The organism is Arenicella sp. 4NH20-0111, assembly GCF_040366405.1.
Classification (GTDB): Bacteria; Pseudomonadota; Gammaproteobacteria; order Arenicellales; family Arenicellaceae; genus Arenicella.
The window spans coordinates 56259-75675 of record NZ_BAABWF010000001.1; the positions used below are offsets into that span (position 1 = coordinate 56259).

The window sequence follows — 19417 nt, forward strand, 5'->3', positions numbered from 1 at the left end:
GCCATGAAGAACATACTAATAAACAAAGAACTGGCCTTCACCAATGTTGTCGTTCCTACTACATTCTGGCAAAGAGCCAGAGGGCTGATTGGCCAAAAGGCGCTAAATTCAGACGACGCGATGTGGTTCGATAACTGTTCAAGTGTGCACATGTTTGGTATGCAATTCGCTTTAGACATCGTATTTCTTGATAACAATAACAGGGTGATGAAGGTTGTTGAGAACCTAAAACCTTGGCAAGTCGCCATGGCCATGGGGGCTAAACGGGTTGTGGAACTCAAATCTGGTATTTGCACCCAAAAAGGCATTGTATCTGGCGACCAATTTTCACTAATTTCAGAGGCAACAAAATAGCATGTCTACAAAGCACATCATCGTAGGTTTAACCTTAATATTACTCGGAGCTTGCGTGAGCACTCCTCAGCGAACGGCCGAACGCTCACCGTTTGCTCCAGCCCCGTTAGAGGACCGACTATTTCAGGCCAATAAGGCCTACGAAGACGGCAAGCTGGTCGAAGCCGAAAAACTTTTTCTCAACATTGTTTTTGAACACAAGGCATTAAGTGACGCTTGGTTCAAACTGGGCAATATTTACTATCGCTCGGGCCGATATCCAGCGGCGATTAACGCCTACGAGACTGTATTGGCGACCGACATTGACTATGAAAAAGCTTGGTACAACTTAGCCCTAACCAGACGTAGCCAGTCTATCGAAACGTTAGATATGGCGTTACGGCACATAGATAAGGGGTCTGCATTTTTCACAAAATCCATCTCCTTACGCAAAAAAATGGCCGAGGGATGTCAGGATCTGAGTAGAACCCAACCGAGTGAATCTGATATTCGTAACCAACTAAATAGTCCCTCACGAACCGTGACTGACGCCAAGTCGATAATCAAATAACAGCATGAACAAGACAATAGTATTAAGAAACAAGCAACGAGGCTCAACCGCAATTGAGTTCGTCATAGCCATGCCATTTTTCTTTATATTGCTCTTCGGTTTACTAGAAGTCACCTATGTCTACAGAACCAAATCCACGTTAAACGCTGCGACGTTTGAAGCAGTCAGAGCAGGGTCTCTAAACAATGCCTCGGCCCAAGCTATGAGAAACACGTTGGCTAATGCGATGATGCCTCAGTTTGTCGACAGCGATAAATCCGTTGGTGGCATAGCTAAAGCGTACGGGGAGTCACGGCTTTTCGAGAAGGCATTAAATGCGGCCGCAGTCGGAAAGATAAATACGGTTAATATTATTAGCCCCAACAAAGCGATTTTCGATGCATTCAAGAAAGACATACCGGTTCTGGATGTCAAGCGGCAACGATTTACCAACGTTAATGCAATTCCAAATGACAATTTACAGTTTCGAAATGCGTCTAACAAGAGCGTAAAGATTGGCACGAAAACTGAAAAGATCAATATTCAAGATGCTAATTTGCTCAAAATTAAGACTCTTTGGTGCCACAAATTAAAAGTACCTGGTTTAAAGGACCTAGCTCATAGAACCGTCTTAGAGGGTTGGTTTGGGGTAATCAGAGTTTCTGACGAACAGCGCTCCTGCAATATTCTAGGTGCACTGCACAGTGAACGGTATGTGGCCATCACCGCGCATTCAATCATGAGAATGCAAACCCCAATATATTCCAACGACCTGTAACTACCCTACCTAATTTTGAATTTAGATGCTTAGAACACGACTTACAATGAAGAAAAACCTTGCCGCGATCCTGGGCTCCATCATCCTTGCCCTGCTCTTTAATGTCTCAGCTATCGCACAAAACAGCTTGTGTTTCCCGCACTTAATCGAAGACTCTAGTTTGTTTCGACAGCACATGAAACCGGATGAAGTGGTTGAAATTATTAACGGGCCTATGATCTATCAATCCGCTGATGACAATCACTTTACAAAAGGGTTTCGCCCGCAAAGTGCCTATCAACTGCAAGGAGCAATGTGCCAGTCTGTTTTCGATTTTTCAGAAGGCGCTAGCTCAGCGTCGATAATGAAACAGCTTAAGTCGATCTTAACCGCACACAATTACACTGTTTCTTTTGAATGCCTAGGAACTCAATGCGGGGACATCCCTGGTTGGAAATTAAACCTCAACAATTTTATTGATGGCGATAGTAACCATCAACGTTATGTCACTGCGTATTACGGAAACGAGGACGTACATCTAGCGTCGGCGATGTTTCATTTAAGTGAGTTCGATAGTCGACCTAGATTGCTCATCAAGGCGGTAGTACGTCCAAGCTTTTCAAGCATCAAAAGCGTTCTGGACAATAGGAATATCGTTCCACGAAAAAATTTGGACGACATAGGGTCTGTGTATTTTTCATCGCGATTAAGCGATGGATACGACGCATCAGACCTGAATCAAATCGCTCAAACTATCGCTCAAAATGGAGATAAGGATTACATTGTAATTGGATATTCAGATCCGCAGGGGCGTGCCGATGACAATGCAGAGCTGTCACACAAACGAGCCCTACAAGTGGTCAACGACTTAAAGTCCTCTCAAGAACTTAACTCTGCGAGACTTTGGGCTATTGCCGGCGGGGAACTTATGAGTAATACAGGGACTCTACAATCATCAAGAAAAGCCACGATCTATCGAGTAACAGACTGATCCAAAGGATTACTCAGGGTAGCTGCAAGACAATAACATCATAGCCTAATAGAATTTCCCCTCCTCTTCTGGAGGGCGAGTTTTAAACCGTTTGTGAACCCAAAAATACTGTTCAGGCATCGTTCTTATCATGGCTTCAACAGCTTGATTCATCGTCAAGGTATCGGCCATGTCATCACCACTTGGAAAGTTTTCCAAAGGGGCTCCAAAGCTAACCTCATAGCCCTTGCCTTTGGGTTTCACCTTGGTTTTGACTGGAATCACCACCGCATTGCTCATTTTTGCGAATTTTCCCAGCATTGGAACGGTTGATGCAAGTGGATGGAAAAATGGCACAAACACGCCTTTGCGGCCGGCATCTTGATCCGGCAAATAATAGAATGGCATGCCTTTACGAATCGCCTTGATCGTCTGCCTCAATGGCGCTTTGCGCTCTATCAAAACACCGCCATAGCGGCCACGTCCTCGCTTAACAATTTCGTCCATCAGCCCATTTTTGGCGTACTGGTACATGGTAATGGCATCGCGCTCCTGTGATACCGCAAACCCTCCGGCATCTAATCCAACAAAATGCGGAGCGAGCAATATAATGTTGCGATTAGTCTGAAGAGCCTTGTCATAATGCTCTCGCTCGATCACCTCGATTCTGCTGGCAAAGCGCTTAGCCCCTATCCACATATTCGCGGGAACAGTAAACACCGACTGCCCGACTAAACTAAAATGTTGTTTATTAATCGCCTCGCACTCAGCCGTACTCAGCTCGGGAAAACATGATTGGATGTTCTTAAACGCAATTTTTCGTCTTGACGCTCCCAACTTATAGGCGGCCATCCCCACACCATGTCCCATGGCGGCCAACACTCTCAACGGAAGCAGGGTTATTAATTTAACAATGCCTAGCGCCAACCAGGTAGGCCAATATTTAGGTGCCAAAAAGAGCCCGATGGGAAACGGTTTCAATGAATTACTCACACACAATCCACACAAGTTTGAATCGGCTAGAGAATAGCATAAGCACAGTTAAAGCCTGATGGCATAGAGCATCAAAAATGGATATTTAGCGAAACCAGGGGATTCAAATACGCCTCATTGGTTCTATTAGGCTCGACGAACGAGTATCATGCACTCTGCCAAAGCATATCGAGTCTAAGGACCTGCTGTGAAGAAAAAACTAATATCTATCCTAATTTTCATTTTTATTGCGCCCCTATTTTGGCTCTACCTAAAAATGATCATGTGGTTCTCCAAAATAACCGTCATTGGCGAGGGCCACGCTGACGAGCTCTGTCTGGAAGGCAAAGGGCATACTTTCGTATTTTGGCACAATCAACAGTTCATTCTTCCTCAATTACGAAGTCAACGAAATATACACGCCCTAGTCTCTGATAGCCGAGATGGTGATTACATGGCTTGGCTCGCCAAACGTTTTGGAAAAACACCGATTCGCGGCTCCAGTTCACGCAAGGGTGTACAAGCCTTAAAGAAGATGATTCGGTTGCTAAAAAGTGGCGCGGAGCTCGCCATAGCCACCGACGGCCCTAGAGGGCCTGCCTTTGAAGTAAAACCAGGGGCGGTTCAACTCGCGGCTTCGACTGGCACGGCCATTATCCCCGTGGCCTATTACGCAAGCAAACGAAAGGAATTTTCGAGCTGGGATGAATCATTCATACCTTTTCTATTTGGTCACCTTGGCATAGTTTATGGTGATCCGGTGTTCTTAGAACGTTCTACGGATATAGAACAAGGATGCAAACAAGTGAAGGAAGCCCTAAACATTGCAAACCAGAAAGCCAGAGAAATTGTCATGGACAATTCGCTCTGACGTTTAAATGACCGGAAGATCGCTAAGTTAAATAAGCTCTCCGCGACGGGCAATGGTCGCGCTTATACACACGGCTGAAAATATCGACCCAATAATCAGCACGCCACTGGTATAGCGCTCAACACCAGTCAGTCGATTAATGACGAATGTATCGCTGACTACACCACTTAAAAATAACTTATCCACCACAATTACTAGAATCGGTATGACCAACGCCATCATGAATGGATTTTTCTTTGCCATTTGAGAGCAAAACAAACACCACGCAATGGTTGGTAGCATCGACCACAACATGATTTTAGCCATTCTTACCGTCGCTTCTGACAAATACGAGCCAAGATAATCAACACTTTGTGCACCTAGAAATAGCACTGCCACAACACTCTGCAATACCAAAATCAAAACCGGAATCACAATCATAGCGATCGCCAATTTCGCCAATATCGTTTGTGTGTCAGAGATTGGTAGAGAGCGCCAGAATAAGACACTTTGATCTTGCCTCTCGTTATACAGGCTCGAAAGCGTGTAGAAAATGGCAACAACGAACATAACCAACATGATTATATAGTTCATTCCAGACAACGCTTTGCCTACAGCCGAGACAAGAAATGAGTCAACCGTTGACTCAAGATCAAACCCTTTTGGAACATCGAAATCGATATGTAGATTTCCAAAGGTAAAACTCATCTTTACCAATAATGCGATACCCAGTAATACCGCAGGCACTCTCCATAGGCTTTTATGTTCTAACACTTCGCGTTTAATTAAAGCGATAAACGTATTCATATTAAGTCCCTCAGGAGTTGGTAGCGACAAACAAATCTTCTAACGAAGGCGTTACAACTTCTCCGTATTCGGCCAACTTTTCGCGATCGACACCCTCAAAGATTAGCTCAGTATGTTCAGGTAATTGCCGTTGATATATAGGTTGCGTATCAGGATCGCTAAACACCACGTTTCCTTGAGTCAGCAACTTACAATACTTGGTCTTTAAATCCGATTTATTGATATCCAGTGTAATTCTGCCGTCACTGATAAACAGAACTCGCGTCAATATGCTCTCTATTTCATCAATTTGGTGAGTGGTTATCAAAATACTTCTCTGCTGATTAAAATAGTCTTCCACCAATCGATCTTGAAAATCTCGGCGAACGAGAACATCCAGCCCGAGGGTTGGCTCGTCAAGAACCAAAAAGTCGGTATTTACCGCCAAAATAACGGATAAATGCAACCGTGTTTTCATCCCTTTTGACAACGATTCGATTAGCGAATTCATTTTTATCGGCGTGTCTTTTAGCAGCTCGATAGCTCGCTTTAGCTCAAACTTTGGATGAGTGTCCGACACGAAGTTAAGCAGTTCCCTCACGGTCATCCAGCCGGGCAATGACGCCACATCGGCGATGTAACTCATCTTCGTTAACAGATCCGCACGATTAGACATCGGATTTTGCCCAAACACAGACAAATCACCGGAAAATTTTAACAACCCCATCATCGCTTTTAAAAGAGTTGATTTACCCGCCCCGTTTGGCCCGATGAGACCCACTATCTCTCCAGCATCGATGCTAAAACTTACGCTATCCAAAGCAACAGTAGAACCAAAGCGCTTACTCACATTATCAACATTGACAAATGCTGAGCCATTTTGTGCTAATTCCTGCATCTAACATTCTCTCCTGATTGCCGTTATGAACCTATTAATGAGGCTCGCATTCTTGTTTCTCAATATCTGCCACCGTTTATTCACAGACTTTTACCTATTTTAGACTTCAACAAAGCTCTGAAAATAAGCTTGTACGCAGCGCTTTACGTGACGAAAACGGTCACCACCCAAATGCACCCCTCCATACCAACGGGTCACAATAACCACGTGATCGAAGAGTTGCTTTTCTTCTAACATACGCAATACGATCAATCCGGCACCACTTTCACCATCATCATTCTTTATCTGAGCGCCATCTGACAGAATCAATGCCCAGGTATTGTGAGTCGCTTTGGCATACTTCTTTTTATTACAAAGCGTCTTCACCACAGCCAATGCATCTGCTTTGCTGTGGGCCGACGCCCCAGAAACCGCGTACTTAGAGCCTCGATCGGTTAACACATGCTCGAGTTGATCGATAGACACTTTAGACACTGGTTAATATTACCGTATCTTCCAAAGAGGCCCATTCAGCCCAAGCACCGTCATACAGCTTATGCATCCCAAGACCGACTTCTGACAGAGCCAGAGTAATCAACGCTGCCGTAATCCCCGACCCACAACTTGTTACAATCGAATCTGAAGCTTCAGGGCTGCCGAGCCCGTATTCTCTGAAGACGGACCAAAGTCCATCAACCGACTTGAGCATTCCATCTTCAATCAATAAATCGTAGGGCAATGATCTTGACTGTGGCATATGCCCAGAAACCAAACCCGGACGAGGCTCAGGCGCTTCGCCATTAAATCTTTTCTTCGATCGTGCATCCAACACCAAATACTCGCCGGTCTCACAATTCTTCTTTAAGACGTCATGAGTGGTCAAAAAGGTTTCATTCAGTTTGGCTTTATATTGATTTTCTAACGTCTGTAGAGGTTCAATTCGTCCCGAATCGGTCACTCCTCCGGACTTCAGCCATGCAGGTAGACCGCCATTGAGTATGGTCACATTGTCATGACCAAACACTTTGAACATCCACCATACCCTCGCCGCCGAAAACAAACCTGCGGAATCATACACCACGACGTTGGAGCTATTCGAGATGCTCATATCCGACAATGCCGCAGCAAAATTTTCAGCCGATGGCAGCATATGAGGTAATTCAGAATCTCTGTCACTAACTAGGTCAATATCAAAAAAAGCGGCGCCTTTTACTCGTCTATTTTTAAATTCTTCAAAAGCATCTCTTGATTGATTAGGCAAGTACCAAGAGCAATCAAGAACCCTTAACCCTGGCTGATCAATAACGCGAGACAATTCATCTGCCGAGATCAAATTTGAACTAGTCATGGCCTACGCCCCAAATCAAACACTGATTATTCGCTGGCATTTTCACATCTCGAATCAGAGTTAAGCCCGAATCGACAGCCAATTGATTCACCCACTCAAAATCTCTTATCGCACTTCCGACACCCCGATCTCGTAACCTAAGATCAAATGCGGCATTACTTTCGCTGGTAAACATTCCCTCATATTTAAAGGGACCGTAAACCACCAAAAAGCACGTCTTGTTCATAACCGTATTCAAACGCTCAAAAAAAGCTTCAACTTCGTCGTCCGCCATGATGTGAAACGTATTTGCCGTGTATATCAGATCGAACCGTTGCTCATGCTTGAACCAGCACTCCTGCTTAACATCCAAGAGCACTGGACCCTTTACATTACCGACTCGAGCCACCTCCAACTGTGCCTCAATCCCAGACAAGTAATGCGATTGATCGCTGGTTTGCCAGCGTAAATGAGGCTTAACCTGGGAAAAATATATGGCGTGTTGACCTGTGCCAGTGCCAATCTCCAACACGCATTTAGATCGATCTAGATAGTCAGATATCACCGTCAATATTGGGTCTTTATTTCTCTCGCAAGCCTCTGAATATGGAATTTCGATGGTCATAAAGAGCTAGCTCGCATCGTCGAGCAACAATTGTAGAATTGGCGCCAGAATTAAAGAATCGCGCTCAGGAGCTTGTCTGGATTTTTCCATGGCCGCAAACCAGATATCCGCCACAATGACGTTTCCACTAGAACCGAAATGAATAGTGTCTCCCGAATTCAACGAGCCCCAACTGCCAACAACTTGATTATAGATCTCGGCAACTTGTAAACTTTCGAAGCGCTCCGGCAACTGACGAATCTCAGCGTTCAGCTGAAGAATTCTGGAATTACTGGAATTAAATCGGCCACCTATCAACGGCGGTGCGGTGGCAATGATTGGTACTCTACCGGCATCAATACTACGCTGGATCATGTTGGATAAATTTGCAATGGCTTGCGCCACCGATACCCCTCGAATCATGTCATTCGTGCCGCCCAATATAAGCACAAATTCTCCACTTCGAGCACCTAGGTGTGCCGGCAGTCTAGCCACCATTTCTCCCGTAGTTTCACTGGAACTGCCGTAGTTATATACGCTGGCGTTAGCCAAAGCCTTCAACCTAGGCTGCCAACCTCCTACTCCTTCTCTACCATCACCTCGACAAGTTCTCTGTTGATCCGCAGCGATAACACGACCACCAAGAGCAGCACACGTTATCGTTCCCCCACTGTTTCCCGCTAATCCAGCCGTCAAACTGTCACCAATAGTAAGGATATCCCCAAAGCTCTGAGCATTTAGCGATGTGCTCACTAACGCCATTCCAATCAATATCAATAGTTTTTGCATTGCATATTTTGTCTTCATAAATCTAAGCCACACCTTAGCTGAATTACGTTTTCTTCATCAAATATAAAATAGCGAATCGTCACAAGAGACGACGCGTTACCTAGCCGGCCATCATATCAAAGGCAGTCCTCAGATCTCCATCAAATTCATCCGTTTGGGTGAGGCATTAAACCGATTCAAACCCTAAACTATCATTATTGAAGTTAAAACTAACCTTACACGACACGGAGTCGACATGAAAATTTTAAGCAACCCAGAAGCCGGCACAATGATTTGTGTACTACCTAATGGTGTTACTGTGGAAGTTTCTCAGGTTAATTTGTATGGCACCAAATCCGACACTGAACAAAGCGTAGAAGACGTAATGCATGTGGTAAGTAAGCTGCCGAGCGTTATTTTGAGTAACAAGCCAGGCTACGCAGCATAGAAATAGTACGGGCGGTAGTGGTAGACTCGGATGATTATTGATTAAATCGCCCGTGTAAACCCATGGGCTGAATTGCCCATGAAACGCCTAAATTTTTTACCCCTGTCGATCAAGCTGGTTCTTTTAGTTACCGCTCTTTGCTCGACCACATTATTGGCCAATGAAACTACATCAGCCGAACAAAAATTTAACCAAATTCTAGAGGATCATTGGAACTCTCTCCTATCTGAAAACCCCACCTTTGCTACCAGCCTTGGCGTGCGAAATTTTGATTCTCTGTTGCCCGACCCATCATTGGCGGCCTACAATGCCTCGACACAAAAGGCTAAAGAGTTTTTAACAAGACTCAATAACATAGACACGTCGCGGCTCTCGGCTGAAAACCAGCTGAATCATGATTTACTCACCCTTGACCTACAAAACCAAGTTGAGGCATCCAAGCATGGTGGCCGCTACATGATCATTACCAATCGGGGCGGTCCTCACCTTACTCTAACCTCGATGGTCGGCAGACTGCCCTTTTTCACCAAAAGCGATTTTCTAAGCTACGTCAATCGACTTTCTAAGATGCCTGAGTACTTAGAAAAGGCAACAACAAGGGTACGACAGGGTTTGAATGCCGGTTGGGTACAGCCCTGCGAACCCATGCTCGGATATGAAAAGTCTATCGAAACGCACCTAGTCGATGACGTGAATGAGAGCCGCTTTATGCAGCCTTTTGCCAGTAAACCAACCGTTATATCGGAGTCTGACTTTGCAACCTTACGTGAAACAGCAAAAACGCAAGTAGAACAATCCGTCATTCCAGCACTGAGAAAATTTCATCGTTTTTACCTAGAGTCTTATAAGCCTAATTGCAATAGCAAGGTGGATACAAGCAGCTTGCCTGGCGGAGCAGACTACTATGAACACAGAGTAAAGTTTTTCACTACCACTGAACAGAGTGCAGATGATGTTCATAAGGTTGGATTAAGTGAAGTTGCTCGCATTCGAAAAGAAATGGATGAGGTGATTGTTCAATCTGGTTTTAAAGGTGACTTCAAAGCTTGGTTAGAATACTTAAAGACAAATCCAGAGTTTTACCCAAAAAGTGGCGAAGAGCGAATGCAAATAGCGGCGACCATTTCTAAGAAAATGGATGGCGAGCTGCCAAAACTGTTTGGTAAATTACCAAGAATGCCTTATGGCCTCAAAGAGATACCACTGGATATTGCTGAAAAAACCACCACAGCCTACTACCAGCGACCCGCAGGTGATGGCTCTAGGGCCGGGTTCTATTTCGTCAACACCACGCTATTAGATACAAGACCCATATACCAATTAGAGGCTTTATCTCTTCATGAGGCTGTACCTGGCCATCACTTACAAATTGCCTTATCGCAAGAATTGGACCTTCCAAATTTTAGAAAATACGGTGGGCAGACGGTATTCGTCGAAGGTTGGGGTCTATACAGCGAACGCCTCGGTTTAGAGGTGGGGTTTTATCAAACACCCTATACAAACTTTGGCAGGCTCTCCTATGAAATGTGGCGCGCATGCAGACTCGTTGTAGACACGGGATTACACAGCAAAGGCTGGACTCGCCAACAAGCGATCGATTACATGGCGGAAAATTCCGGGCTTTCAATGAACAATGTTGTGTCCGAAGTTGACCGTTATATCACCTGGCCAGGTCAGGCTCTGGCTTACAAAACAGGGGAACTAAAGATTAGAGAATTGCGAGCACGAGCGGAGAAGACTTTAGGTAATAACTTTGACGTCCGTGAATTTCACGACAAGATACTTGAGAACGGCGCACTGCCTCTATCAGTTTTGGAAGATGTCTTTGAACAGTGGTTAGCAACCAAGTCATAACGTCGTGCAAACGATCATGCGGCAATGCCCGAGTTGCAATCAAGCAAGCTTAAGCGCTCTTGGAGTGATCTTCATGATCCACGATGAACGAATAAATTGCACTGAATGTGGTTCGTCATTCACAATTCCTAAAAGCCGCCGCTCATTGGTTATCGGATTAGAATACGTCATGTTATTAGGCTCAGTGGCTTTATCCATTCAGATGAGGAGTTTATTACCTACAGGCTTACTGTTAGTTCTTCTTGCGGTAGTACGATATTTTGTTCTTCCGAAGATGATGATAGAACATAAACGCACACTTAATCGCTTGCGAAAATTTCGGCGAAAATAAAAAAAGCCGTGCGTTTAGCACGGCTTTTTACAAATCGGTAAGAGATAACTGGTTAGCGTTTCATTGAACCAAAAAACTCTGAATTTGCCTTAGTTGCTTTGAGTTTATCAAGCAAAAACTCAATGGCCTCAACCTCATTCATTGGGTGCAAGAGCTTTCGCAAAATCCAAATTTTCTGCAGCTCTTCTGGATCGATTAACAACTCCTCACGTCGAGTTGAAGACTTGTTAACCACAATTGATGGGTAAACACGTTTTTCAGCAATTTTGCGCTCAAGATGAACTTCCATATTGCCCGTGCCTTTGAACTCCTCATAGATAACTTCATCCATCTTAGAGCCGGTTTCGATCAATGCTGTGGCTAAGATAGTTAAACTGCCACCCTCTTCTATGTTCCTAGCAGCTCCAAAGAATCGCTTTGGGCGCTGCAAAGCATTTGCGTCCACACCACCAGTCAGTACTTTACCCGACGCTGGCGCGACGGTGTTGTATGCACGAGCCAGCCGTGTGATGGAGTCCAGCAAAATCACCACGTCTTTCTTATGCTCTACCAACCTTTTCGCCTTTTCTATAACCATTTCGGCTACTTGCACATGTCGTGCGGCCGGTTCGTCAAACGTAGAGGAAATAACTTCACCTCTCACAGAACGTTGCATTTCGGTCACCTCTTCAGGGCGTTCGTCAATCAATAACACCATCAACTCTACATCAGGATTGTTAGTAGTAATTGCTTGTGCGATTTGCTGCAACATCACCGTTTTCCCACTTTTAGGAGACGACACAATCAACCCTCTTTGCCCCTTACCAAGCGGCGCAATCAAATCGATTACCCGCCCTGTTAAGTCCTCGGAAGTACCATTTTCCTGCTCAAGCTTCATGCTCTTGTTAGGGTGCAATGGAGTCAGGTTTTCGAACAATATTTTATTTCTGGCTTCTTCTGGAGTTGACCCGTTGATCGTCGATACTTTAAGTAGTGCAAAATAGCGCTCGGAATCTTTCGGCGGGCGTATCAAACCAGCGACCGTGTCTCCTGTGCGTAAATTAAAACGCCGTATCTGGCTCGGACTGACGTAGATATCATCCGGGCCTGCTAAATAAGAGCTGTCCGCTGAACGCAGGAAGCCAAAGCCATCTTGCAAGATTTCGACGACGCCTTCACCTTCTATATCTTCGCCCTTCTTGGCCATTGATTTAAGAATCGTGAATATTTGATCCTGTTTACGCATACGGCCTAGGCCGTCGAGATCCATTGAGCGACCTATTGCAGTTAATTCGGTCGGCGACTTCTTTTTAAGGTCAGTTAACGATGCTGGCATGATTATTATTTTTTATACATCCATTCACATTGCTAGAAATTAGCCGTGAGCATAGATGCATTTTTATAGATTGATTAATATTAAGGGAATTTCGTGGTTTAAGGTTCTTAACTCTCTTTACCAAGAATCGAACTCATGATTAAAAGCAAAGGTGCTTTTGAGCTACAAACTCGATACTGATCAAGCCGACGTGCGGCCAAGAAAGGGAGCAAAGTTTTTTCCAAATTCTGAGCGGCAATCAACGATTGCACCAGACTTGTAATTTTTGAGAAATTGATTCGACGACTGCGAATCTACAGACACATTACCACGTCGTTTAAAAGCTGTCTAGCTTTTGAAGCTAAGCCATAAATCGAAGTGCTCAGTTATAAACCCTTGCTACTATCAACTCAAAGCAAGGGCTTGCAGATGGTCGGAGTTAAGGCAGACCCCGACAGTTAAAGCTAAATGTTTTCGTCTATGAAAGCCATCAATTGAGATTTTGACATGGCACCTACTTTTTGAGCAGCCACGTTTCCATCTTTGAATAACATCAAAGTGGGAATCCCTCGAACACTGTATTTTGGTGGTGTATTAGGATTTGAGTCAATATCGAGCTTCGCGATGGTCAATTTGTCGCCATATTCAGCGCCAACCTCGTCCAATATAGGAGCTAGCATCTTGCAAGGACCGCACCATTCAGCCCAATAATCAACAAGCACTGGCTTTTCCGCGCCAAGCACATCGGTTTCAAAGCTAGCGTCGGTAATTTCAACAGTATTTTGAGACATAGTATTCGCCTTTTGAGTTCTAAATTAGGGTATAGTGTGCGGATTATTTTGCATATTGCAAGTATAAAAATTAGCATTCTGTAATGACCTCTACTTTGAATTTTAGTTTAGGTTTTACGAAGAGTTACTCTAAGAAGACAGTTGTTGAGTAACACGATAAATCTATTGGTTTAAGCCCCGACTGCGCAACAGGTTTTAGTGCCCAGAGCCAACGTTAAAAAAATACGTCTCGACCAACGAGTCGATATACATTCCATGACAGAAACACACCTAAGCGACACCAAGTTCACAGACCTGGACATACATGCCGACGTACTCAAAGGCATCGATGAAACCGGATTCGAGTATTGCACTCCGATCCAAGCAATGGCGCTACCCGTTGCGCTCAAGGGCAAAGATGTCAGTGGGCAAGCACAAACAGGCACCGGCAAAACAGCCGCGTTCTTAATCGCGTGTTTGAACCAACTTTTAAACAATGAACCAAAAGAGAGCAAAAAGAAAAACCCAGTGAGAGCTCTGATTGTTGCACCGACACGTGAGCTAGCCATACAAATACACGAAGACGGCATTCCCTTAATCAAACACACTGATATCAAAATGGGCCTGGCTTACGGTGGCACAGATTACGACAAGCAACGTCAGGTAATCGAAAAGGGCGTTGATATTCTGGTTGGCACACCGGGAAGAATTATCGACTACTTCAAGCAAGGTGTCTTTTCCTTGGATGCGCTGGAAGTCATCATTCTCGACGAAGCAGACCGCATGTTCGACCTTGGATTCATAGCGGATATCCGCTACTTATTTCGAGCCATGCCTGAGCCAAGCGAACGGCTCAATTTACTTTTCTCTGCCACCTTATCTCATCGTGTCGCTGAGCTCGCCTACGAACATATGAGCGAGCCTGAGGTGGTTAAAATTGAAGCAGAAGTTACTGCTGACAGAGTAGAGGAAATTGCGTATATGCCATCCAACGAGGAGAAAATTCCTCTTTTGATGGGTATCCTGAAGAAAGCGAATGATCAACGATGCGTTGTGTTTATAAACACAAAACATATCGCCGAAAAAATCGAAGCGTGGTTGAACGCCAATAAATTCAAATGCGCCCTCCTGTCAGGAGACGTTCCCCAAAAGAAACGAGAGAAGTTACTTCAACAGTTTAAAGACGGCAACGTAAACGTATTAATTGCAACCGATGTTGCCGCTCGCGGCTTACACATCCCAAACGTCAATTTTGTTGTTAACTTCGATTTACCAACTGACGCTGAAGATTACGTACACCGTATAGGCCGTACCGGTCGAGCCGGCGCTAGCGGCACGGCAATCAGCCTAATTTGCGAAACCTACGCCATGAACATCATGGACATCGAAGAGTTCATTGAGCACAGCATTCCAGTAGAGAGAGAAATTGGCGACTTACTATTCAAGGATCCTGAGAAGCCCGATTTAAGCCAACTGCGGTCCAACAGGAAACGCGATAACAGTCGAGATAAAAAAGGCGCTCGCAAAGATACTCGCGGCGAGCGAAGAGGCGGCAAACCGTCAAGCGATAAAAGCGCAAGTGATCGCCCGCAAGAGCGTCGAGAAAAAGGCAATCCTAACCGTCTGCCTCGCAAGAATCGTAACCAGAAACAAGGATCAGCTAAGACTCCTGAGCAAAGAGAAGCTGATAAGCTGGTCGCGCTCGAGAAACGCAAAAATGAGCCGCAACAAAAGCGACGTATTCCACTTCGTGGGCGTCGAGATATTGAGGTTCCAGCTATAGGCTAGATCTCTTCAACCATAAGATTTAATGTAGCCGAGCCTCTCCTAGACAGGCAATTTCAGTAACCGACCTAGCGTTAACAACATGACTGCCACAACACCGCAAAACCCAAATAGCAGAACAGCTTTGCTGTTAGGCGGCGGCGGTGCTCGTGCGGCCTATCAAGTAGGTGTGTTAAGAGCTTTGTCGGAACTGCTTCCTAAGGAGTGCGACAATCCGTTTCCGATCATTTGCGGAACCTCAGCGGGTTCAATAAACACAGTCGCATTGGCCTCAAATGCCAGCGACTTCCATGCTGGCGTCGAACGCATAAGCCAAGTTTGGTCACAATTTGAGCTAAACCATGTTTTTTTTGCGGACGCCAAGAATTTGGCAAAGCGGATTACACATTGGGCATGGTGCAACCTCGGCCCTGGCAACTGGAGGAATGGCCCCAGCTCTTTACTCGACAACAGCCCTCTTCGCAAATTGCTAACACAGTACGTCGACTTCAATCGCATCGACAAGGCGATTGAAAATGGTCACCTGCATGGGTACTGCATCACCGCCTGTAGCTACACTTCTGGTGAATCAAAAAGCTTTTTCGATGGCTGCGACGAAATCGAGAATTGGAAGCGCAACCGACGCGAGGGAATCCGCGAAAAACTCAACATTGACCACCTCATGGCTTCCTCGGCAATCCCAGTTATTTTTCCTTCTGTACGACTAGGTAAGGAACACTATGGCGATGGTTCCATGCGACAAAGCGCTCCAATTAGTCCCGCTCTTCATCTTGGTGCGAGAAAGGTTTTGATCATCGGACTACGAATAAAGGAAGGTGATGAAACGCCAGAGCCTCCTCAAGAGCGCCCAAGTTTAGGCCAAATATTCGGCTACATACTCGATACTCTGTTTCTAAATAGCCTGCAGTCGGACATAGAACGGATGGACCGCACCAATCATGTATTGGAAAATCACCCCGAAGATAATCCAGCTCAATTAAAAACGGTGGAATACCAAGTGGTCACGCCGTCGGAAGATATCGCTGACATTGCACAAGCACACTATGACAACCTTCCTAGAAGTTTCCGAACTGCGCTAAAGTTCCTCGGCATGGGTAAAAGTAATAGCCGAAGACTAGTAAGTTACTTAATGTTTGATTCCGCCTTTTGTCAGCAGCTAATGACTCTAGGCTATAATGATGCAATGCGTCAAAAAGACACCCTGTCTGAGTTTTTAGGGTACGAATCTGACCGCAATAAAGAAAAATAATACAGGTAGCCTAAATCAAATCTGTGCTTACTTAGAGGTTGCTAAATAGAGCAGCGACTTCGGGTGTGTCTTCCCAATTTCTGACAAACCGCTTTTTATCTTTATTGTGGTTTGCAGTCCACGTAAGAGACCACGGCCCGTGTCGCTCAGACGCATCTAAATCAATGAAAAACAACTCGTCATTAACCCACAAAAGGTTAGTAGCTTTCATATCTCCGTGCACGATTCTAGCACGCTTCATTTTTGCGAATGCTTCTGTAATAGCCTGCTTCACCTTTTGTCTATCAGGCTCGCTCATCTTCGGCAGCTCATCTAATAGCTCTTTGCCCTGAAGTTTTTCATTAACAAAGAACGCATTTCGACGAAATGGACCAAGCCGATCTTCGAGCATTAATAAAGGCGGAGAGACATTCAGGCCTGCTTTTTGGAAAACATAACTCATGTCCCAACAACGGCGCGCGCGCGACTTGCGCAGAGCTCGCTTAACCTTATGCCATTGATTCCGAGGATTATATCGCTTCAAAACGACCTTACGATCACCCAGAGTTACACATGCCACTGTTGTTGTGCGGTCATTTTTCAACACATCTTCTGGCGCCGAATCGCTCAACAGCCTATTAAGTTCGTCAACCCTAACTGGCAACGAACTGGGTATCTTTGTGTCGGTCCTTAACGCTCGAAACCAATTGCGTTTGTGTTTAGCTCGGCGTTGCGACCAATGCGTTGAGATCATGACTAGAGACTATTTCCCTAAGTGGTTTCTCATCGAAGTCTTCGATGGTTTAACCACATCATCAGGAAGAGATTCTTGCAGACGTTCTTGCGCGCGCTGCCTCTGCAAACTCTCTTTAACACGGGCCTTTCGTTTCTCTGACTCGTATAATTTATTTCCTCGACTAACCACTTTTCGCCAAAACGGCATTTCAGTGCGCAAAATTTCACGCAATGACTTTCCGCGGTATAGTTTCATAAAACGATATAGGTCGCGTTGAGTAAGGCCAATTTCCTTACTGGAATAGTACAGCCCTGCTATGTCTTTTACCGCCCATCGTTCAGGCGTTTTGCGACGCATTTGAATACGATGAAGATCAATCAAGTACAACTTACTTTCTTGAGACACATGATTGTCTTCCTCAAAGTGAGCATCTAACAAGAAATGACACAAGTAGAAATCTCGATGATTAGCGCCATTTTCATGGATCACTCTGGCTGTTTCCACTACCTTATTTAAAATCCAACGCTTTAGACGAATTTCCTTTAACGTGGTAGGAGGGTTGTTGCTCCATTCACCGCAAAAGTCCTCTAAACTGGTTTCGGTTGGCAGCGCTTCGGTAACAATAAATGAGTGCTTGGTAGCAGGGTTTCGACCACGAATACCATAAGCCGAAACCGTCATTGTGTCGATTTCCAAATCCTTAAGACGGTGAACGCCATGCCATTCATTTAAAGCTCCTACGACAGGAGCCCTCAAATAAATGATGTTCTTAAATATTTCGCCCCAACCAACACCTGTATGCATTTTAAGAAAGTAATCTTTTTCACCACGCGTGAATCGTAAAGTGCGACGGCCAAGCGCCTCTCGATAGACCTTTCCTCCGATATTCATCATCTGATAGAAAGAGTCTTCACCACGCAGCGCCTGACGCAATTCATTGGTGATGTAGAGCTGTTCGTCGGTACTCTTTTCGTCCGTCCGATTTAAGTACAAACTGCGTTGCGCGCAAGTTTGCTCTATAAAATCGACGGCCCTTTGTGGCATGACATACAGCCCAGGGTTCTGGCCATAACTCAGTCCATTCTGACGCCAAGTTTCTTTCTCTTGAGACAGCAACATTTCATGCAGCTTGGTATTGAGTTCTTCTTGGGAAAAACGCTTGCGCAGCACGTGGCCAGCTTCAGCCGTTTTTATGTGTGGGGCATAACCGCAAACCGGCGTCGCTAATACCGGCAAACCAGACACGATCGCCTCTAGCAATACACCGCCAGTTGTTTCAGCGTACGCAGGATGCAATAACATATCACCAGCTTTCATCAATGCGGGCACATCTTTCCGACCACCCAAAAAGTGAATTTGATCAGACACGCCGTAGCGTTTAGCAATGCGCTGAAACGTATCAATTTTATCCTGCCCCACGACAAAGAGCTTTGTTTTCAACAGCAGCTCAGTTGGCAATGCGGCTAACGCAACAATCGCACGATCCAAACCCTTTGTTTGAAAGCCGGATCCAATCAGCAACACCAGATTTTCATCTTCTTTGATGCCCAACGACGTTCTCAGAGACTCACGGTTTGGGAGTTTATCCAAATGTGCCCAACGCGCTTTCTCAAGCGTTGGAGGTAAACATAGAAAACGAGAATCTTGGGTTAGGTAGTACTGCTGATAAATCAGCTTTTCTCTATCGGATAAGGAAAGAATGTTGGTTTTAGATGACGCATTGAATACGCCCCTCTCGAAATTTGAAAAGTATAAAAAGCGTGGTGTGAACCGATAAAACCACGAATGACGCAAGAACGAACGACCTACGTAGCAATAATCACCACAGTAATAAATATCTAACTCTGGGATTTTATTAAACCCAACCACCACATCGAAACTGTGGTCGTCCAGCTGCTTACGTAACTTACGATGAAATGAATGCGCTCGAGTATGATTGGTTAAGCCAAAATGTTTAATAATAATAACCTCTAGGCCATCGGGAACATCACCCTCCCAACTCCCCGTGAATACAGTCGCTTTATGACCGCGCTGGATACACTCATTGGCGATTCTAAGCATGTCCAAAGACAGGCCACTGTAGGGAAAATGTTTATATAGACAGAAGGCGAAGTGCATGATGATAAAGAGGCATTGATTTAACGTGATTATACGCGCAAATCGCTGTTGCGACGCCT

At 45.1% G+C, this 19417-nt stretch carries 19 protein-coding genes and 1 pseudogene; 9 read left to right on the forward strand and 11 right to left on the reverse strand.

The annotated features are described in order from the left end of the window. The first annotated feature begins 3 nt into the window (after nt 1–3). From ABWW54_RS00290 to ABWW54_RS00305, 4 genes are read left to right on the forward strand one after another with little or no spacing between them, the layout of a single operon-like run. Nucleotides 4–354 (forward strand): DUF192 domain-containing protein, encoded by a 351-nt coding sequence (locus ABWW54_RS00290; RefSeq protein ID WP_353408905.1) that lies wholly within the window; start codon nt 4–6, stop codon nt 352–354. A 1-nt stretch (nt 355) separates the two neighbouring features. Beyond that, nucleotides 356–904, forward strand: coding sequence for a tetratricopeptide repeat protein (locus ABWW54_RS00295; protein WP_353408907.1), 549 nt, complete (start codon nt 356–358; stop codon nt 902–904). 4 nt (nt 905–908) lie between these two features. Then, entirely contained in the window at nt 909–1661 is a 753-nt protein-coding gene (locus ABWW54_RS00300; protein ID WP_353408909.1) for a TadE/TadG family type IV pilus assembly protein, read from the forward strand. A gap of 46 nt (nt 1662–1707) precedes the next feature. Beyond that, entirely contained in the window at nt 1708–2631 is a 924-nt protein-coding gene (locus ABWW54_RS00305) for an OmpA family protein (protein WP_353408911.1), read from the forward strand. 45 nt (nt 2632–2676) lie between these two features. Here ABWW54_RS00305 and ABWW54_RS00310 read toward each other — a convergent pair whose 3' ends face one another. Beyond that, nucleotides 2677–3603, reverse strand: a complete 927-nt coding sequence (locus ABWW54_RS00310) for a lysophospholipid acyltransferase family protein (protein ID WP_353408913.1) — start codon at nt 3601–3603, stop codon at nt 2677–2679. A 262-nt stretch (nt 3604–3865) separates the two neighbouring features. On the opposite strand from ABWW54_RS00310, the gene ABWW54_RS00315 reads away from it, so the two are divergent. Further along, entirely contained in the window at nt 3866–4453 is a 588-nt protein-coding gene (locus tag ABWW54_RS00315) for a lysophospholipid acyltransferase family protein (RefSeq protein WP_353408915.1), read from the forward strand. Between the two features lie 27 nt (nt 4454–4480). Here ABWW54_RS00315 and ABWW54_RS00320 read toward each other — a convergent pair whose 3' ends face one another. From ABWW54_RS00320 to ABWW54_RS00345, 6 genes are all read right to left on the reverse strand, one after another. Beyond that, complete coding sequence (locus tag ABWW54_RS00320) at nt 4481–5239, reverse strand: hypothetical protein (protein ID WP_353408917.1); 759 nt, start codon at nt 5237–5239, stop codon at nt 4481–4483. Nucleotides 5240–5249: 10 nt separating this feature from the next. After that, nucleotides 5250–6116: an ABC transporter ATP-binding protein gene (locus tag ABWW54_RS00325; protein ID WP_353408919.1), complete on the reverse strand. Its 867-nt coding sequence runs from the start codon at nt 6114–6116 to the stop codon at nt 5250–5252. A 99-nt stretch (nt 6117–6215) separates the two neighbouring features. Further along, entirely contained in the window at nt 6216–6575 is a 360-nt protein-coding gene (locus ABWW54_RS00330) for a YigZ family protein (protein WP_353410356.1), read from the reverse strand. A gap of 7 nt (nt 6576–6582) precedes the next feature. Continuing rightward, the gene (locus ABWW54_RS00335) at nt 6583–7443 is read right to left on the reverse strand and encodes a rhodanese-like domain-containing protein (protein ID WP_353408921.1); all 861 of its coding nucleotides are present in this window, start codon (nt 7441–7443) and stop codon (nt 6583–6585) included. Further along, the gene (locus ABWW54_RS00340; protein ID WP_353408923.1) at nt 7436–8047 is read right to left on the reverse strand and encodes a DUF938 domain-containing protein; all 612 of its coding nucleotides are present in this window, start codon (nt 8045–8047) and stop codon (nt 7436–7438) included. Before ABWW54_RS00340 ends, ABWW54_RS00335 begins: the two co-directional genes overlap by 8 nt. A 6-nt stretch (nt 8048–8053) precedes the next feature. After that, entirely contained in the window at nt 8054–8833 is a 780-nt protein-coding gene (locus tag ABWW54_RS00345) for an SGNH/GDSL hydrolase family protein (protein ID WP_353408925.1), read from the reverse strand. Between the two features lie 217 nt (nt 8834–9050). Here ABWW54_RS00345 and ABWW54_RS00350 point away from each other — a divergent pair, with 217 nt between their 5' ends. Further along, the gene (locus tag ABWW54_RS00350; RefSeq protein ID WP_353408928.1) at nt 9051–9242 is read left to right on the forward strand and encodes a hypothetical protein; all 192 of its coding nucleotides are present in this window, start codon (nt 9051–9053) and stop codon (nt 9240–9242) included. 78 nt (nt 9243–9320) lie between these two features. Then, complete coding sequence (locus ABWW54_RS00355; protein WP_353408930.1) at nt 9321–11096, forward strand: DUF885 domain-containing protein; 1776 nt, start codon at nt 9321–9323, stop codon at nt 11094–11096. A 383-nt stretch (nt 11097–11479) separates the two neighbouring features. Here the strand turns inward: ABWW54_RS00355 and rho are convergent, their stop codons facing one another. Together rho and trxA are read right to left on the reverse strand one after the other, a co-directional pair. Continuing rightward, the gene (rho, locus tag ABWW54_RS00360) at nt 11480–12742 is read right to left on the reverse strand and encodes a transcription termination factor Rho (RefSeq protein ID WP_353408932.1); all 1263 of its coding nucleotides are present in this window, start codon (nt 12740–12742) and stop codon (nt 11480–11482) included. A 443-nt stretch (nt 12743–13185) separates the two neighbouring features. Then, nucleotides 13186–13512: a thioredoxin TrxA gene (gene trxA / locus ABWW54_RS00365; protein WP_353408934.1), complete on the reverse strand. Its 327-nt coding sequence runs from the start codon at nt 13510–13512 to the stop codon at nt 13186–13188. A gap of 255 nt (nt 13513–13767) precedes the next feature. Here trxA and rhlB point away from each other — a divergent pair. After that, nucleotides 13768–15069: pseudogene (gene rhlB / locus ABWW54_RS00370) on the forward strand (ATP-dependent RNA helicase RhlB); the annotation flags it as partial. A 289-nt stretch (nt 15070–15358) separates the two neighbouring features. Then, nucleotides 15359–16525 carry a patatin-like phospholipase family protein gene (locus ABWW54_RS00375; protein ID WP_353408938.1) on the forward strand — a complete coding sequence of 389 codons (1167 nt, stop codon included), beginning with the start codon at nt 15359–15361 and terminating at the stop codon, nt 16523–16525. 31 nt (nt 16526–16556) lie between these two features. Here the strand turns inward: ABWW54_RS00375 and ABWW54_RS00380 are convergent, their stop codons facing one another. Next, nucleotides 16557–17258, reverse strand: a complete 702-nt coding sequence (locus ABWW54_RS00380) for a lipopolysaccharide kinase InaA family protein (RefSeq protein WP_353408940.1) — start codon at nt 17256–17258, stop codon at nt 16557–16559. 9 nt (nt 17259–17267) lie between these two features. Beyond that, a complete protein-coding gene (gene rfaP / locus ABWW54_RS00385) occupies nt 17268–19301 on the reverse strand; it encodes a lipopolysaccharide core heptose(I) kinase RfaP (protein WP_353408942.1) in 2034 nt (677 codons plus the stop codon). Between the last annotated feature and the right edge of the window lie 116 nt (nt 19302–19417).

What these genes read in the sequence shown, in the direction of transcription:
- ABWW54_RS00290 (WP_353408905.1), top strand. Translation starts at nt 4, where the DNA reads ATGAAGAACATACTAATAAACAAAGAACTGGCCTTCACCAATGTTGTC.
- ABWW54_RS00295 (WP_353408907.1), top strand. Translation starts at nt 356, where the DNA reads ATGTCTACAAAGCACATCATCGTAGGTTTAACCTTAATATTACTCGGA.
- ABWW54_RS00300 (WP_353408909.1), top strand. Translation starts at nt 909, where the DNA reads ATGAACAAGACAATAGTATTAAGAAACAAGCAACGAGGCTCAACCGCA.
- ABWW54_RS00305 (WP_353408911.1), top strand. Translation starts at nt 1,708, where the DNA reads ATGAAGAAAAACCTTGCCGCGATCCTGGGCTCCATCATCCTTGCCCTG.
- ABWW54_RS00315 (WP_353408915.1), top strand. Translation starts at nt 3,866, where the DNA reads ATGTGGTTCTCCAAAATAACCGTCATTGGCGAGGGCCACGCTGACGAG.
- ABWW54_RS00320 (WP_353408917.1), bottom strand. Translation starts at nt 5,239, where the DNA reads ATGAATACGTTTATCGCTTTAATTAAACGCGAAGTGTTAGAACATAAA.
- ABWW54_RS00325 (WP_353408919.1), bottom strand. Translation starts at nt 6,116, where the DNA reads ATGCAGGAATTAGCACAAAATGGCTCAGCATTTGTCAATGTTGATAAT.
- ABWW54_RS00335 (WP_353408921.1), bottom strand. Translation starts at nt 7,443, where the DNA reads ATGACTAGTTCAAATTTGATCTCGGCAGATGAATTGTCTCGCGTTATT.
- ABWW54_RS00340 (WP_353408923.1), bottom strand. Translation starts at nt 8,047, where the DNA reads ATGACCATCGAAATTCCATATTCAGAGGCTTGCGAGAGAAATAAAGAC.
- ABWW54_RS00345 (WP_353408925.1), bottom strand. Translation starts at nt 8,833, where the DNA reads ATGAAGACAAAATATGCAATGCAAAAACTATTGATATTGATTGGAATG.
- ABWW54_RS00350 (WP_353408928.1), top strand. Translation starts at nt 9,051, where the DNA reads ATGAAAATTTTAAGCAACCCAGAAGCCGGCACAATGATTTGTGTACTA.
- ABWW54_RS00355 (WP_353408930.1), top strand. Translation starts at nt 9,321, where the DNA reads ATGAAACGCCTAAATTTTTTACCCCTGTCGATCAAGCTGGTTCTTTTA.
- rho (WP_353408932.1), bottom strand. Translation starts at nt 12,742, where the DNA reads ATGCCAGCATCGTTAACTGACCTTAAAAAGAAGTCGCCGACCGAATTA.
- trxA (WP_353408934.1), bottom strand. Translation starts at nt 13,512, where the DNA reads ATGTCTCAAAATACTGTTGAAATTACCGACGCTAGCTTTGAAACCGAT.
- ABWW54_RS00375 (WP_353408938.1), top strand. Translation starts at nt 15,359, where the DNA reads ATGACTGCCACAACACCGCAAAACCCAAATAGCAGAACAGCTTTGCTG.
- ABWW54_RS00380 (WP_353408940.1), bottom strand. Translation starts at nt 17,258, where the DNA reads ATGATCTCAACGCATTGGTCGCAACGCCGAGCTAAACACAAACGCAAT.
- rfaP (WP_353408942.1), bottom strand. Translation starts at nt 19,301, where the DNA reads ATGCTTAGAATCGCCAATGAGTGTATCCAGCGCGGTCATAAAGCGACT.